14 protein-coding genes are annotated in these 15,795 nt (G+C 71.1%); 9 read left to right on the forward strand and 5 right to left on the reverse strand.

The genetic code is table 11. From position 1 onward, the window contains the following. Nucleotides 1-88 precede the first annotated feature (88 nt). The 7 genes from frr (at nt 89) to V4Y03_RS25080 (ending at nt 7,679) form a co-directional block, all read left to right on the forward strand. Entirely contained in the window at nt 89-646 is a 558-nt protein-coding gene (gene frr / locus V4Y03_RS25050; RefSeq protein WP_317874017.1) for a ribosome recycling factor, read from the forward strand. After that, complete coding sequence (locus V4Y03_RS25055) at nt 646-1,749, forward strand: phosphatidate cytidylyltransferase (RefSeq protein WP_332436349.1); 1,104 nt, start codon at nt 646-648, stop codon at nt 1,747-1,749. The genes frr and V4Y03_RS25055 overlap by 1 nt, the downstream gene beginning before the upstream one ends. An 80-nt stretch (nt 1,750-1,829) precedes the next feature. Beyond that, complete coding sequence (gene rlmN, locus V4Y03_RS25060; protein ID WP_317874015.1) at nt 1,830-2,936, forward strand: 23S rRNA (adenine(2503)-C(2))-methyltransferase RlmN; 1,107 nt, start codon at nt 1,830-1,832, stop codon at nt 2,934-2,936. Between the two features lie 250 nt (nt 2,937-3,186). After that, nucleotides 3,187-4,266 carry a thiamine ABC transporter substrate-binding protein gene (locus V4Y03_RS25065; protein ID WP_332437262.1) on the forward strand — a complete coding sequence of 360 codons (1,080 nt, stop codon included), beginning with the start codon at nt 3,187-3,189 and terminating at the stop codon, nt 4,264-4,266. A gap of 38 nt (nt 4,267-4,304) precedes the next feature. Next, nucleotides 4,305-5,918 carry an ABC transporter permease gene (locus tag V4Y03_RS25070; RefSeq protein WP_317874014.1) on the forward strand — a complete coding sequence of 538 codons (1,614 nt, stop codon included), beginning with the start codon at nt 4,305-4,307 and terminating at the stop codon, nt 5,916-5,918. Beyond that, nucleotides 5,918-6,940: an ABC transporter ATP-binding protein gene (locus V4Y03_RS25075; protein ID WP_332436350.1), complete on the forward strand. Its 1,023-nt coding sequence runs from the start codon at nt 5,918-5,920 to the stop codon at nt 6,938-6,940. Before V4Y03_RS25070 ends, V4Y03_RS25075 begins: the two co-directional genes overlap by 1 nt. Nucleotides 6,941-7,031: 91 nt before the next feature. Further along, nucleotides 7,032-7,679 carry a dihydrofolate reductase family protein gene (locus tag V4Y03_RS25080; RefSeq protein WP_317874012.1) on the forward strand — a complete coding sequence of 216 codons (648 nt, stop codon included), beginning with the start codon at nt 7,032-7,034 and terminating at the stop codon, nt 7,677-7,679. Nucleotides 7,680-7,696: 17 nt separating this feature from the next. Here V4Y03_RS25080 and V4Y03_RS25085 read toward each other — a convergent pair whose 3' ends face one another. From V4Y03_RS25085 to V4Y03_RS25105, 5 genes are all read right to left on the reverse strand, one after another. Then, nucleotides 7,697-8,737, reverse strand: coding sequence for a hypothetical protein (locus V4Y03_RS25085; RefSeq protein ID WP_332436351.1), 1,041 nt, complete (start codon nt 8,735-8,737; stop codon nt 7,697-7,699). 140 nt (nt 8,738-8,877) lie between these two features. Continuing rightward, nucleotides 8,878-10,020 (reverse strand): hypothetical protein, encoded by a 1,143-nt coding sequence (locus V4Y03_RS25090; protein WP_332436352.1) that lies wholly within the window; start codon nt 10,018-10,020, stop codon nt 8,878-8,880. Beyond that, the gene (locus V4Y03_RS25095) at nt 10,002-10,730 is read right to left on the reverse strand and encodes an ABC transporter ATP-binding protein (protein WP_317874009.1); all 729 of its coding nucleotides are present in this window, start codon (nt 10,728-10,730) and stop codon (nt 10,002-10,004) included. The genes V4Y03_RS25090 and V4Y03_RS25095 overlap by 19 nt, the downstream gene beginning before the upstream one ends. A gap of 241 nt (nt 10,731-10,971) precedes the next feature. Then, nucleotides 10,972-12,351, reverse strand: a complete 1,380-nt coding sequence (locus V4Y03_RS25100; protein ID WP_317874008.1) for an aspartate aminotransferase family protein — start codon at nt 12,349-12,351, stop codon at nt 10,972-10,974. After that, a complete protein-coding gene (locus tag V4Y03_RS25105) occupies nt 12,336-12,827 on the reverse strand; it encodes an Lrp/AsnC family transcriptional regulator (RefSeq protein WP_317874007.1) in 492 nt (163 codons plus the stop codon). The genes V4Y03_RS25100 and V4Y03_RS25105 overlap by 16 nt, the downstream gene beginning before the upstream one ends. A gap of 205 nt (nt 12,828-13,032) precedes the next feature. On the opposite strand from V4Y03_RS25105, the gene V4Y03_RS25110 reads away from it, so the two are divergent. Next, the gene (locus V4Y03_RS25110; RefSeq protein WP_317874006.1) at nt 13,033-14,469 is read left to right on the forward strand and encodes a gamma-aminobutyraldehyde dehydrogenase; all 1,437 of its coding nucleotides are present in this window, start codon (nt 13,033-13,035) and stop codon (nt 14,467-14,469) included. Between the two features lie 145 nt (nt 14,470-14,614). After that, nucleotides 14,615-15,781, forward strand: coding sequence for an ABC transporter substrate-binding protein (locus tag V4Y03_RS25115; RefSeq protein WP_332437263.1), 1,167 nt, complete (start codon nt 14,615-14,617; stop codon nt 15,779-15,781). The last annotated feature ends 14 nt before the right edge of the window (nt 15,782-15,795 follow it).

The raw sequence follows: 15,795 nt of genomic DNA on the forward strand, positions 1-15,795 counted from the left end.
CCGGGGAACCGCCCCGCAAGGGGATGGACAGAGCCCTGCCGGTCGTACACCGTGCAGGACACAACGCGACGACACGCAGGAGCAAGTGGTGATCGAAGAGACCCTCCTCGAGGCCGAGGAGAAGATGGAGAAGGCCGTCGTGGTCGCCAAGGAGGACTTCGCCGCGATCCGCACCGGCCGTGCGCACCCGGCGATGTTCAACAAGATCGTGGCGGACTACTACGGTGCCATCACCCCCATCAACCAGCTGGCGTCGTTCTCCGTTCCGGAGCCGCGCATGGCCGTGGTGACCCCGTTCGACAAGAGCGCGCTGCGCAACATCGAGCAGGCCATCCGCGACTCGGACCTCGGCGTCAACCCGAGCAACGACGGCAACATCATCCGGGTGGTGTTCCCCGAGCTGACGGAGGAGCGCCGCCGCGAGTACATCAAGGTCGCCAAGAGCAAGGCCGAGGACTCGAAGATCTCGATCCGCTCGGTCCGCCGCAAGGCCAAGGAGACCATCGACAAGCTCGTGAAGGACGGCGAGGTCGGCGAGGACGAGGGCCGCCGCGCCGAGAAGGAGCTCGACGACACCACCGCGAAGTACGTCGCGCAGGTGGACGAGCTGCTCAAGCACAAGGAAGCCGAGCTGCTCGAGGTCTGATGAACGACTCTTCCTGGGGGGCCCCGGCCGCTTCCGGCCGTGGGGGACCCGACCAGGGGCCCGTCCCGGCGGGTCCCGCACACGATCGGCAGCAGGCGGCGCAGACTCGGCCCATGCCCATCGTGCCCGACGTTCCCTCCGGCGGATTCCAGGACGGTCACGGCCGGGGGGCCGCTCACCCGAGCGGTCCCCTGTTCCGTGACGAGACGCCGCACGAGCACCCGCAGGAGCCCATGCCCAGCCCCACCCCGCCTCCGCCGCCCGCGCCGCCCGCGCCACGGCAGAAGAAGAGCGCGGGGCGTGACCTGGGCGCGGCCATAGGGGTCGGAGTCGGACTCGGCGCGGTCATCGTCGCGTCGCTGTTCATCTGGAAGCCGGCGTTCATCGGGGTCATAGCGGTCGCCGTGGTCGTCGGACTCTGGGAGCTCACCTCACGCCTCCAGGAGCGCAAGGCCATCAAGGCGCCGCTGGTGCCGCTCGCGGTCGGCGGCGCGGCGATGGTCGTCGCCGGCTACGTCCGGGGGGCCGAGGGTGCCTGGGTGGCGATGGCGCTCACGGCGCTCGCGGTGCTCGTCTGGCGGATGACGGAGCCCCCCGAGGGCTACCTGAAGGACGTCACGGCGGGTGTGTTCGCCGCGTTCTACGTGCCGTTCCTCGCGACCTTCGTGGCGCTGCTGCTGACCGCCGACGACGGTCCGCAGCGGGTGCTGACGTTCCTGATCCTGACCGTGGTCAGCGACACCGGGGCGTACGCGGTCGGCTGGCGCTTCGGCAAGCACAAGCTGGCCCCGCGGATCAGCCCCGGCAAGACACGCGAGGGGCTGGTCGGCGCGGTGACGTTCGCGATGGCGGCGGGCGCGCTGTGCATGGAGTTCATGATCGACGAGGGCGCCTGGTGGCAGGGCCTGATCCTCGGTCTGGCGGTGGCGGCGAGCGCGACGCTCGGCGACCTCGGCGAGTCGATGATCAAGCGCGACCTGGGCATCAAGGACATGGGCACGCTGCTGCCGGGCCACGGCGGCATCATGGACCGGCTGGACTCGTTGCTGCCGACGGCGCCGGTGGTGTGGTTGCTGATGGCGTTGTTCGTCGGCACGGTCTGACCTGCGGTTCTTTCGGTGAAGGGCTCGTCGCCTCAGGGGCGGCGGGCCCTTCGTCGCATCTCTGCGACACTGGTAGCACCATGCCCAAGCCCGGAGAACTCACTTTCGTCGCCCCCCGCGGAGCCAAGAAGCCGCCGCGGCACCTGGCCGACCTCACGCCCGCCGAGCGGAAGGAAGCCGTCGCCGCGATCGGCGAGAAGCCCTTCCGCGCCAAGCAGCTGTCCACGCACTACTTCGCGCGGTACGCGCACGATCCCGCCGAGTGGACGGACATTCCGGCCGCCTCGCGGGAGAAGCTGGCCGGGGAGCTGCTGCCCGATCTGATGTCCGTGGTGCGGCACATCTCGTGCGACGACGACACCACCCGCAAGACGCTGTGGCGGCTGCACGACGGCACGCTCGTCGAGTCGGTGCTCATGCGCTACCCGGACCGGGTGACCATGTGCATCTCCTCGCAGGCGGGCTGCGGGATGAACTGCCCCTTCTGCGCGACCGGGCAGGCGGGGCTCGACCGGAACCTGTCGACCGCCGAGATCGTGCACCAGATCGTGGACGGCATGCGGTCGCTGCGGGACGGGGAGGTGCCCGGGGGACCGGCGCGGCTCTCCAACATCGTGTTCATGGGCATGGGGGAGCCGCTCGCGAACTACAAGCGGGTCGTCGGATCGATCCGTCGGCTCACCGACCCCGAGCCGGACGGTCTGGGTCTGTCGCAGCGCGGCATCACCGTGTCCACGGTGGGTCTCGTGCCCGCGATGCTGCGGTTCGCCGACGAGGGCTTCAAGTGCCGCCTCGCGGTCTCGCTGCACGCCCCGGACGACGAGCTGCGCGACACCCTGGTGCCGGTCAACACGCGCTGGAAGGTGCGTGAGGTCCTCGACGCCGCCTGGGAGTACGCGGAGAAGTCCGGGCGCCGGATCTCCATCGAGTACGCGCTCATCCGGGACATCAACGACCAGGCGTGGCGCGGTGACCTGCTCGGCCGGCTCCTCAAGGGCAAGCGGGTGCACGTCAACCTGATCCCGCTGAACCCGACGCCCGGTTCGAAGTGGACCGCGTCCCGTCCCGAGGACGAGAAGGCCTTCGTCGAGGCCATCGCGCGCCACGGTGTGCCGGTGACCGTGCGGGACACCCGAGGTCAGGAGATCGACGGTGCCTGTGGACAGCTGGCCGCCGCCGAACGCTGAGCTTGTACTCTGAGTTCGAACACATCTCCATATTCCGACAGGGGAGCGCCACAGCGCTGAGAGTGCGGCACCGTCAGGCCGCAGACCCTCTGAACCTCGCCCAGGTCATTCTGGGTAGGAAGTTCGGTCGTAACTCATGCTGTTGCGCCCTGCCCGCGTCCGGTCCGCCGGACGCGGGCAGGGCCGCGTCTCTTCCTGGACACACCCAGGAGGAATCTCAGTGAGCACCACCTCAGTGAGCACCAAGAAGATGGCCGCCGCCGCGCTCGTCGCGGCGCTGGGCGTCACCACCCTCGCCGCCTGCGGCACGGACGACGTCCGCGGCGCCGAGGGGAAGACCGGTGCACCGGCGCCGAAGACCGTGACGCTGGTGAGCCACGACTCGTTCAACGCCTCCAAGGAGGTGCTGGCGGCGTTCACGAAGCAGACCGGTTTCACCGTCAAGGTCCTCAAGAGCGGGGACGCGGGCGAGGCCGTCAACAAGGAGATCCTGACCAAGGGCTCCCCGCAGGGCGATGTCTTCTTCGGTGTCGACAACACGCTGCTGTCCCGCGCCCTCGACAACGGGATCTTCGTCCCGTACGAGGCGAAGGGCCTGGACCGGGTCCCGGCGGCGTACCAGCTGGACAAGGAGCACCGGGTCACTCCGGTCGACTCCGGTGACATCTGCGTCAACTACGACAAGAAGTACTTCGCGGACAAGAAGCTGGCGCCGCCGGTGAGCTTCGACGATCTGGCGAAGCCGGCGTACAAGGACCTGCTCGTGGTCGAGAACCCGGAGCGGTCCTCTCCGGGGCTCGGGTTCCTGCTCGGTACGGCCGCGAAGTACGGCGACGAGGGCTGGCAGGACTACTGGAAGAAGCTCCGGGACAACGGTGTGAAGACCGTCGACAGCTGGGAGCTGGCGTACAACCAGGAGTTCTCCGGTTCGGCCGGAGGCAAGCAGGCCAAGGGCGACCGGCCGCTCGTCGTGTCGTACGCCTCCAGCCCGCCGGTCGAGGTGCTGTACGGCGAGCCGCAGCCGAAGGTGGCGCCCACCGGGGTGTCCACGGGGACCTGCTTCCGGCAGACCGAGTTCGCGGGGCTACTGAACGGGGCGAAGAACCCCGAGGGCGGCAAGGCGCTGATCGACTTCCTGATCTCGAAGAAGTTCCAGGAGGACATGCCGCTCCAGATGTTCGTCAACCCGGTGGCGAAGGACGCGGCCCTGCCGGAGCTGTTCACGAAGCACGGTGTGGTCGTCGAGAAGCCGGAGACCATGGCGCCGGAGAAGATCGCCGAGAAGCGTGACGCGTGGATCCAGCAGTGGTCGTCGCTCGTTCTGAAGTAGGGCGGGACCTGCGGGGGGACGTGACGCGGCTGGGGCTGATGGCCCTGCCCGTCGCGTTCTTCGCCGTGTTCTTCGCCTGGCCCGTCGTGTCGATCGTCGACCGGGGGCTGCGGCCCGACGGGGCCTGGCGGTTCGGCCGGATCGGCGAGACGCTGAGCCGGCCGGACATCCTGGACGTGCTCGGCTTCACGGCCTGGCAGGCGCTGGCGTCGACGGCGCTGACTCTGCTGGTCGCGCTGCCGGGGGCGTATGTCTTCGCGCGGTTCGACTTCCCGGGCAAGGGTGTTCTGCGGGCCGTGGTCACGGTGCCGTTCGTGCTGCCGACGGTGCTGGTCGGTACGGCGTTCCTCGCGCTGGTCGGCCGGAACGGTCTGACGGACGAGCTGTGGGGCCTGCGGCTCGACACCGGTGTGTGGGCGATCCTGCTGGCGCATGTGTTCTTCAACTACGCGGTCGTCGTCCGGACCGTCGGCGGGCTGTGGTCCCAGCTCGACCCCCGGCAGGAAGAGGCCGCCCGGGTCCTCGGCGCCTCGCGCTGGACGGCCTGGCGGACGGTGACGCTGCCCGCGCTGGTGCCGGCGGTGTCGGCGGCCGCCCTGATGGTCTTCCTCTTCACGTTCACCTCCTTCGGCGTCGTACAGATCCTCGGCGGGGACGCGTACTCCACCCTGGAGGCGGAGATCTACCGGCAGACCGCGCGGCTGCTCGACCTGCCGACGGCCGCCGTGCTCACCCTGGTCCAGTTCGCGGCGGTCGGCGCGATCCTGGCCGTGCACGCGTGGACGGTACGGCGACGGGAGAGCGCCCTGCGGCTGGTGTCCCCGGAGCGGACCGCGCGCCGGCCGCGCGGCTTCGGGCAGTGGGCGCTGCTCGGCGGGGTCCTGGTGTCGGTGGCGCTGCTGATCCTGCTGCCGTTGGGGGTGCTCGTGGAGCGCTCCTTCGCGGGACCCGACGGGTACGGGCTGCGGTACTACCGGGCGCTCGGTTCGCTGGACGAGTCCGGCACCTTCCTCGTACCGCCGCTGGAGGCGATCGGGAACTCGCTGCGGTACGCGGTGGTCGCCACGGCCATCGCGGTGCTGATCGGCGGACTCGCGGCGGCGGCGCTGACCAGGCGGGCGGGGCGGCTGGTGCGGGGCTTCGACGCGCTGCTGATGCTGCCGCTCGGGGTCTCGGCCGTCACCGTCGGCTTCGGGTTCCTCATCACGCTGGACGAGCCGCCGTTCGATCTGCGGTCCAGCTGGATCCTCGTGCCGCTCGCGCAGGCCCTGGTCGGTGTTCCCTTCGTGGTGCGGACGATGCTGCCGGTGCTGCGGGCGGTGGACGAGCGGCTGCGGGAGGCGGCGGCCGTGCTCGGTGCCTCGCCGTGGCGGGCCTGGCGGGAGGTGGACCTGCCGCTGGTGCGGCGGGCGCTGCTGATCGCCGCCGGGTTCGCCTTCGCCGTCTCGCTGGGCGAGTTCGGTGCGACCGTCTTCATCGCCCGCCCGGACAGCCCGACGCTGCCGGTGGCGGTGGCCCGGCTCCTCGGCCGGCCCGGCGAACTCAACTACGGCCAGGCGATGGCCCTCTCGACGATCCTGATGGTGGTGTGCGCGGTGTCCCTGCTGCTGCTGGAACGGCTCCGGACCGACCGGACCTCCGGGGAGTTCTGATGCTTTCGATCGAGGACGCGACCGTACGGTTCGGGGAGCGGGCCGTGCTGGACGCCGTGGACCTGGAGGTGGCCGAGCACGAGATCGTGTGCGTGCTCGGTCCCAGCGGCAGCGGCAAGTCGACGCTGCTGCGGGCCGTGGCAGGGCTCCAGGCGCTGGACGGCGGGCGGGTGCGGCTCGGCGGCGCCGACCAGCGCGGGGTGCCGACGCACCGGCGCGGTGTCGGCCTGATGTTCCAGGACCACCAGCTGTTCCCGCAGCGGGACGTCGGCGGCAACGTCGCCTTCGGGCTGCGGATGCGGGGGGCGGGGAAGGCCGAGCGGACGGAGCGGGTGCGGGAGCTTCTCGACCTCGTCGGGCTGCCGGGCGCCGAACGGCGGTCCGTCGGCGCGCTCTCCGGCGGTGAGCAGCAGCGGGTGGCGCTGGCCCGCGCGCTGGCACCCCGGCCGCGGCTGCTGATGCTGGACGAGCCTCTCGGACAGCTGGACCGGGGGCTGCGGGAGCGGCTCGTGGTGGAGCTGCGGCAGCTTTTCGGGACTCTGGGGACGACGGTGCTCGCGGTGACCCATGACCAGGGTGAGGCGTTCGTGCTCGCCGACCGGGTGGTGGTCATGCGGGACGGGCGGATCGCTCAGACGGGTGCGCCGGCCGAGGTGTGGCGGCGGCCCGCTTCGGAGTTCGTGGCGCGGTTCCTGGGTTTCGACAACGTGGTGGCGGCGCGGGTCACGGGCGGGGTCGCGCGGACCGTGTGGGGGAAGGTGCCGGTGCCGGACGGCTCGCCGGAGGGGGAGCGGCGGCTGCTGGTCCGGCCGGGTGGTGTGCGGCTGGTGGCGGAGGGTCCGCTCTGGACGGTGGAGTCCCGGACGTTCCGGGGGAGTCAGGTCGTGGTACGGCTCCGTCCGGCCGAGGGGCCCGCCCTTGAGGCGGAGATCCCGCTGCGGGAGGCGCCGGAGGAGGGCGCCGGGGTGGGTGTGGAGTTCCGGGTGGAGGACGTGGTGGTGCTCGGGGACGACACCCCGTAGCGGGTGCGATGAGTTTTGGCCGCCGTGGGAGTCTCCTGGTTGTTCGGTCTTGTCCGTCGTCTTGTTTGTCGACCACGCGGGAGGAACCACCATGGGCCAATTGCTCAGAGTCCAGAACTTCAATGTCTCGTCCGATGGATTCGGTGCCGGTGAGGGCCAGAGTCTGGAGCGGCCGTTCGGTCATGCGGAGCCCGGGGAGATGTTCTCCTGGGCCGGGGCCACGGCGAGCTGGCCGATGCGGACCGACCCGGGCGGCAGCCGTGGCCTCGACGACTATCTGACGCGGGACTACGCGCGGAACATCGGCGCCGAGATCATGGGCCGCAACAAGTTCGGTCCCCAGCGCGGGCCCTGGCGCGACGAGGAGTGGCAGGGCTGGTGGGGCGACAAGCCGCCGTTCCGTACGCCGGTGTTCGTGCTGACCCACCACCCGCGGCCGTCGTTCACGCTCTCCGACACCACGTTCCACTTCGTGGACGCCGACCCCGCCACGGTCCTCGGGATGGCGCGGGAGGCGGCGGGGGGCAAGGACGTCCGGCTCGGGGGCGGGGCCACCACCATCCGGGAGTTCCTCGACGCCGGTCTCGTCGACACCCTGCATGTCGCGGTGTCGCCGGTGAAGCTCGGTTCCGGGGCGCGGCTGTGGGAGTCCCCGGACGAGCTGCTCGACCGCTTCCACCGCGATGTGGTGCCCAGCCCGGGCGGCAAGGTGACGCACCACCTGTTCTGGCGGAAGTGACCGGCCAGGGCCTGTCGTCACACTCCCGCCGGGGGGCCGCCCTTCGGGCGACGACGGGAGTTCGACGACAGGCCCTGGCAGTGCTCGCAGTTCGTCCGGGTCGCCCGCTGGTACAGGAGGGTGGCCCGGGCGAGCGCGAGACCGTAGCCGCAGAAGCCTCCGTAGGCGACGGCGACCACCCAGGGGGCGTGGTCCGCCATGCCGAGGCCGATCACGCCCGCCCAGGCCAGCGCGCCGAGCGCGGCCAGGAAGGCGCCGAACGGGGCGAGCGCGCCCGCCCCCGCCCAGCCGAGCGCGAGGAGCGGCAGCCGGGGCAGCCGCCGGCCCCAGGGGCGGGTCAGTGCGAGTGCGAGGGCCATGCCGAGGAGAGCGAGGACGGCGGTGACGTCGATCCCGTGGTCGTACAGCCGGAGGCCCAGGTCGCTGGTGTACTCCGGGTCGGCGCCGGGGCGGCCGGTGCCCGTGTAGCCGGGGGTGACGCCCAGCGCCCAGGCCGTCTTGAGGACGGTGTACGGGACGAGGGCGGCGACGGCGACGAGACCGGCGCGGGTGGTGCGGGGAGCGGGCCCGGTGTCCTGGGGTCCGGTGTGGTGGCCGCGTCCGCCGCAGTACGGGCAGGTGCCGAGGGCCCGGCGGCGGTGGGCGAGGGCCGCGCGGCCCCAGAGCACCGCGCCCAGGACGGCGAGGGCCTGGTTGAGCAGGGCCGCCCAGTCGACCGGGTCCTGGTTGCGGGACAGGAAGAACAGCAGGTGGGTGGGGCTGAGGAGGGCAGGGAAGCCGGAGGTCAGACAGAGCGCGGCGACCGCCCAGGCGGCCGTCGGCAGCCATCGGACGCCGGGGCGGCGGAGCAGTGCGTACGCGAGGGCCGCGGCGGCCCCGTACAGCACCGCCGCCCCCGTCTCGGCCGCCGTGCCGGTGCCCTTGGCAAGCAGGGTGTAGCCGAAGGCGGGGCCGGTGAGGGCGGCGAGGGCCGCGCCGGCGGCGTACAGCAGTGACCAGACGAACGCGGCCCGGCCCGCCCAGGAGGGCCAGGCGGCCAGGAGTGTCTTCGGTGTCATGGCCCGAGCCTCCCGCCGGGGGCCCCGGCGGTCGTCGGTCCGTGGGCGCCTTCGTCTCCGCCGCGCGGCGGAGTCCCGGTCCGCCCCGGGTCGCGCCGGCGCCCCTCGGCGGTCGGGGGCGGTGGGTCCGCCCCGTGCTGTCAGCCCGTCAGGGGCAGTGCCGCCAGTTCCGCGATCGCCCAGGTCAGTGGGAGGAAGACGGCGAGGAGGACGCCCGCGCGCATCAGGGCGGCCGTGCGCAGGACCGTGGGCGGGGCGCCGATGCGGAGGAGGGCCTCGGCGGTGTGGGCGCGGCCCTGCTTGGACTCCAGGGCGGCGGTCAGGAGGGTGGCGGTGGTGCAGGCGAGGATCAGCCCGGCGCCCAGGCCGGTCAGCGGTCCGAAGGTGCCGGAGCCGGAGCTGTACAGCGAGGCTCCCGCGAGCGTTCCGGAGACGACCGCGCTGACCACGCCGAGGGGCCGGCCGATACGGCGGGACTCGTCCATCAGGACGCGTCCCGCGAGCAGCCGGGTGGCGCTGGGCCGGACGGCCTGGAGGAGCCGGCCGCAGCCGTGGACGAGGCCGGGGCCGGCCAGCGCGAGGCCGATCGCGGTCAGGACCCAGCCGGTGAGGACGCCCGCCGGGTTGCCGTCGAAGCGGCCGGGCAGCGGGAGCCCGTCGCCGCCTCCGCGTCCCGCGTAGGTCTCGACGGCCAGGCCGACGGCGACCAGGGCGATGCCCCAGGGCAGTCCGCTCGACATCGGCTTCTCGGCACCCTCCGGAGCGGCGGGCGCGGTGCGCGGGCGCAGCGCGAGGCCGGCGGCGGTGGCGGCGGTGACCGGCAGGACGGCCAGCAGGGTGAGGGCTGCGGCGAGCGGCAGCGGCTGGTCGGCGGCGAGGAGGTCGGCGGCGGCCCCGTCGAAGGGCAGGCCCGTGATGTCGCCGCGCAGGTGCAGATAGAACAGCAGCGCGACGGCCGAGCCGAGCGTGCAGGCCACGGCGGTCGACGCGGCGGCGATGGCGGTGAGGCGGGCGGGGCCGAGTCCGACGGCCGAGAGCCCCGGGCGGGGCCGGGTGGCGGGGTCGGTACGGGCCACCGCGACGGCGAACTGGACGGTGGCGGCGAGCGGCAGGGCGCACCACAGCAGGCGCAGCACGGACGTGGAGGAGCGGTCCGGGTGCCCGACGGCGTATCCGAGGGTGCAGAGCAGGAGGAATCCCACCCCCGCGGCCGCGGCGGCGACGAGGAGCCGGCGCGTCAGGACGAGGGGGTGGGACCCGCGGGCTAGACGGAGAGCGAGCACGCGGCGACGCCCTCCGCCCCTGACGCCGGGGGTACGGCGGCGACCCGGCGGCCGTCGAGGAGTGCGACCGTGCGGTCGGCGAGCGCCGCGACCTCGCCTTCGTGGGTGGCGAGGATCACGGTGATGCCGTGGGAGCGGGCGGCGGCCGTCAGGGTGCGCAGGACCTGGGCGCCTTCGGCGCGGTGCAGGGTGGCGGTGGGTTCGTCGGCGAACAGCACCGTGGGGGTGGTGATGAGGGCGCGGGCGATGGCGATCCGCTGGCGCTGGGGGTGGCTGAGGGCGTGCGGGCGTTTGCGGGCGCAGGCGCCGATGTCGAGGCGCTCCAGCCATTCCAGGGCGGTGGTCTTCGCGGCCCGGTGGGAGATCCCGCGGAGGAGCAGCGGCAGGGCGGTGTTCTCCCAGCCGGTGAGTTCGGGGACGAGGCCCGGTTCGGGGGCGATCCAGCCGAAGCGGTCGCGGCGGAGCCGTTCGCGCTGGGCGGGGCCCAGGGTGTGGACGGGGCCGCTGTTGAACCAGACCTCGCCCTGCTGGGCGACGAGCTGGCCGGACAGGCAGCGCAGGAGTGTGGTCTTGCCGCTTCCCCGTGGTCCGACGACGGCGAGGATCTCGCCTTCGCGGACGCCGAGGGAGACGCCGCTGAGCGCGTCCGAACCGCCCAGGGCGCAGTGCAGGGAACGCGCCCAGAGCACGTCGTTGTCCGGTGGTGCCATCGCGTACACCTCGATGTCGGATCCGATCTGTGTCCCCCGTCCGGGGGAACGAAGGACGGGCCTGTCGGTCACTGGGCACCGTAAGGATTCGGATCCGTCCGTATGGACAGCACGCGGCCCGGGTGGCCGCCATCCACTCGGATGGCGGCACGCCCGGGCCGGGGTCACGCCGTGAGGGCGGCGTGATGCTGGGGGGAGACCGTCAGGGGGCCGGTCCCGCAGCGGGGTCTCGCAGGGGGTCCTACAGCTTGGTCCACGCCTCGGTGAGCACCGAGCGCAGGATGCCTTCGATCTCGTCGAAGGTGCCCTGGTCGGCGATCAGCGGCGGGGCCAGCTGGATGACCGGGTCGCCGCGGTCGTCGGCACGGCAGTACAGGCCGTTGTCGAAGAGCGCCTTGGAGAGGAAGCCGTAGAGCACGCGCTCCGTCTCCTCGTCCGTGAAGGACTCCTTGGTGACCTTGTCCTTGACGAGCTCGATGCCGTAGAAGAAGCCGTTGCCGCGGACGTCGCCGACGATCGGCAGGTCGTGCAGCTTCTGCAGCGTCGAGAAGAAGGCGCCCTCGTTGTCCAGCACGTGCTGGTTGAGGCCTTCCTTGTCGAAGATGTCGAGGTTGGCGATGGCCACCGCCGACGACACCGGGTGGCCACCGAAGGTGTAGCCGTGGAGGAAGGTGTTGTCGCCCTTGTAGAACGGCTCCGCGATGCGGTCGGAGACGATGCAGGCACCGATCGGGGAGTAGCCCGAGGTCATGCCCTTGGCGCAGGTGATCATGTCGGGCACGTAGCCGAACTTGTCACAGGCGAACATCGTGCCGAGGCGGCCGAAGGCGCAGATCGTCTCGTCGGAGACGAGCAGCACGTCGTACTGGTCGCAGATCTCGCGGACGCGCTGGAAGTACCCGGGCGGCGGCGGGAAGCAGCCGCCGGCGTTCTGCACCGGCTCCAGGAAGACGGCGGCGACGGTGTCGGCGCCCTCGAAGAGGATCTCCTGCTCGATCTGGTCGGCGGCCCAGCGGCCGAAGGCCTCGGGGTCGTCGCCGTGGATCGGGGCGCGGTAGATGTTGGTGTTCGGCACCTTGTGCGCGCCGGGGACCAGCGGCTCGAAGGGGGCCTTCAGGGCCGGCAGACCCGTGATGGACAGGGCGCCCTGCGGGGTGCCGTGGTAGGCGACCGCACGCGAGATGACCTTGTACTTGGTGTGCTTGCCCTGGAGCTTGAAGTACTGCTTGGCGAGCTTCCAGGCGGTCTCGACGGCCTCGCCGCCGCCGGTGGTGAAGAAGACCTTGTTGAGGTCGCCCGGGGCGTAGTCGGCGAGGCGCTCGGCGAGCTCGACGGCCTTCGGGTGGGCGTACGACCACACGGGGAAGAACGCGAGTTCCTTGGCCTGCTTGTACGCGACCTCGGCCAGCTCCTCGCGGCCGTGTCCGGCGTTGACCACGAAGAGACCCGCGAGACCGTCGAGGTAGCGCTTGCCCTTGTCGTCGAAGATGTAGGTGCCCTCACCACGCACGATGGTGGGAACGGGCGAGTTCTCGTACGACGACATGCGGGTGAAGTGCATCCACAGGTGGTCGTAGGCGGACTTGGAGAGGTCCTGGGTCACGGTTATCGGGTTCCCCACATGTAGGTCTGCTTCTTGAGCTTGAGGTAGACGAAGCTCTCGGTTGAGCGCACGCCGGGCAGGGTCCGGATGCGCTTGTTGATCACATCCAGCAGGTGGTCGTCGTCCTCGCAGACGACCTCCACCATCAGGTCGAAGGAGCCCGCGGTCATCACCACGTACTCGCACTCGGCCATGCCTGTCAGGGCTTCCGCCACCGGATCCAGGTCACCCTCGACGTTGATGCCGACCATCGCCTGCCGTCGGAAACCCACGGTGAGCGGGTCGGTGACGGCGACGATCTGCATGACGCCCTGATCGAGCAGCTTCTGGACGCGCTGCCGTACGGCGGCTTCGGAGAGGCCGACGGCCTTGCCGATCGCCGCGTAGGGGCGGCGACCGTCCTCCTGGAGCTGTTCGATGATCGCCAGGGAGACGGCGTCGATCGTCGGGGACGAACCGGTTCCGGTTCTGGAGTCTGTGCTTCGACTGGCCACACCTCACTGTGCACCGAGACTCGTCGGTCTTGCAACCCCGAAGCGATGTAATTCGTTGCGAGAGGCCTTCAAATGCACTGAATCCGAAGTTGCCGGGGGTCGGGCCTGTTGAAAGCGTCAGCCGAACGACTAGGCTGAGGTGTCTGCCCATCAGGGCACCGCACAGGGACGTGCGACGACAGAACGTGACAGGAGGGGTGGCCACGTGACCACCGAGCTGCGCCGGCTGCGTAACTACATCAACGGGGAGTTCCGCGACGCGGCCGACGGCCGCACCATCGAGGTGATCAACCCGGCCACCGGCGAGGTGTACGCCACCTCCCCGCTCTCCGGGCCGGCCGACGTCGACGCCGCCATGGAGGCCGCCGCGGCCGCCTTCCCCGCCTGGCGCGACAGCACGCCGTCCGAGCGCCAGAAGGTCCTCCTCAAGATCGCGGACGCCTTCGAGGAGCGTGCCGAGGACCTGATCGCCGCAGAGGTCCAGAACACCGGCAAGCCCGTCGGCCTCACCGCGAGTGAGGAGATCCCGCCGATGGTGGACCAGATCCGCTTCTTCGCGGGTGCCGCCCGACTGCTGGAGGGCCGCTCCGCCGGCGAGTACATGGAGGGCATGACCTCCATCGTCCGCCGCGAGCCCGTCGGCGTCTGCGCCCAGGTCGCGCCCTGGAACTACCCGATGATGATGGCCGTGTGGAAGTTCGCCCCGGCCCTCGCCGCGGGCAACACCGTCGTCCTCAAGCCCTCGGACACGACCCCCGCGTCGACCGTCCTGATGGCCGAGATCATCGGTCAGATCGTCCCCAAGGGCGTCTTCAACGTCGTCTGCGGCGACCGTGAGACGGGCAAGGCGATGGTCGAGCACCCGACCCCGGCCATGGCCTCCATCACCGGCTCCGTCCGCGCCGGCATGCAGGTCGCCGAGTCGGCGGCCAAGGACGTCAAGCGCGTCCACCTGGAGCTGGGCGGCAAGGCGCCGGTCGTCGTCTTCGAGGACACCGACATCGAGAGCGCCGTCGAGGGCATCTCCGTGGCCGGCTTCTTCAACGCCGGCCAGGACTGCACGGCCGCCACCCGCGTCCTCGTCCAGGAGTCCATCCACGACGAGTTCGTCGCCGCGCTCGCCAAGGCCGCCTCCGAGATCAAGACCGGCCAGCCGGACGACGAGGATGTGCTGTACGGCCCGCTCAACAACGCCAACCAGCTGAAGCAGGTCACCGGCTTCATCGACCGCCTCCCGGCGCACGCCAAGGTCGAGTCCGGCGGCCGTCGCGTCGGCGACAAGGGCTACTTCTACGCCCCGACCGTCGTCTCGGGCCTCAAGCAGGACGACGAGATCGTCCAGAACGAGGTCTTCGGCCCGGTCATCACCGTCCAGTCCTTCACGGACGAGGCGCAGGCCCTGGAGTTCGCGAACGGCGTCGAGTACGCCCTCGCCTCCTCCGTCTGGACCAAGGACCACGCGCGCGCGATGCGCATGTCCAAGTCGCTCGACTTCGGCTGCGTGTGGATCAACACCCACATCCCGCTGGTCGCCGAGATGCCCCACGGCGGCTACAAGAAGTCCGGCTACGGCAAGGACCTCTCCGCGTACGGTTTCGAGGACTACACGCGCATCAAGCACGTCATGACCTCCCTGGGCTGATCCGCCCCGGCTCCGGCAGCGAGGCCCCGGCACCCTTGATCGACAGGGTGTCGGGGCCTCGCTCCGTCGCTCGACGTACCGTCCATTGCCGCAGGTGGTGGCGGGGGGCGATGCTGCGGGGGTGAGAGCGACAGCCAGGAAGAACATGTCCCGCCGGTCCCTGCTGCGCGGCATCGGCGGCGCCGGGGCCGCCACCCTGCTCGCGGCCGGATGCGGAGTGCCCGCCGCGTACGTCGACGAGAAGGACCGGGCGGGGCGCGACCTCTCCGCCCGCGACCGGACCCTCGACTTCGCCAACTGGCCGCTCTACATCGACACCGATGACGAGGACCCCAGGAAGCGGCCCACCCTCGACGGCTTCCGCGAGCGCAGCGGCATCGCCGTGCGCTACACGGAGGAGATCAACGACAACGACGAGTTCTTCGGCAAGATCAGCCCCTCCCTGATGAACCACCAGGAGACCGGGCGCGATCTCATCGTCGTCAGCGACTGGATGGCCGCCCGCTTCGTCCGCCTCGGCTGGGTCCAGGAGATGGACCGCGCCGCGCAGCCGAACGTCGCCCGGAACCTCAACCCGCAGCTGCGCACGCCCGCGTTCGACCCCGGGCGGCTGCACAGCGTCCCCTGGCAGTCCGGCATCACCGGCATCGCGTACAACCGGAAGAAGCTCGGCCGTGAGCTGCGCTCCACCAAGGAGCTGTGGGCCGACGACCTGCGCGGCAAGGTCACGCTGCTCTCCGGGCTCGACGAGTCCATGTCCCTGCTCCTCCAGGGCAACGGCGTCGACGTGACCCGCTGGACCGCCGACGACTTCCACGCCCTCTGCGAGCAGATCGAGGGCCTCGTCAAGAAGAAGCACATCCGCCGCTTCACCGGCAACGACTACATCAAGGACCTCTCCACCGGCGACGTCCTGGCCTGCCAGGCGTACTCCGGCGACGTCATCCAGCTCCAGGCCGACAACCCGGACATCGAGTTCGTCGTTCCCGAGGAGGGCGCGGAACTCTGGGCCGAGTCGCTCATGATCCCCAACCTCGCCCACCACAAGTCCAACGCCGAGAAGCTCGTCGACTACTACTACGAGCCCGAGGTCGCCGCCGGACTCGCCGCCTGGGTCAACTACGTGTGCCCGGTGCCGGCCGCGCAGACCGTCCTCGCGAACTCCGGCGACGAGGAACTGGTGGCCCTCGCCGAGGACCCGCTGATCTTCCCGGACGCGGACATGCGGAGCCGGCTGTCCATCGCCCGCGACATCAAGTCCGAGGAGCGCCAGGAGTTCGCGAAGAGGTGGAACGCGATCGTCGGCCTGTGAGCAAAGGGCTCCCG

This window comes from Streptomyces sp. P9-A4 (genome assembly GCF_036634195.1).
In the GTDB taxonomy this organism is placed as follows: domain Bacteria; phylum Actinomycetota; class Actinomycetes; order Streptomycetales; family Streptomycetaceae; genus Streptomyces.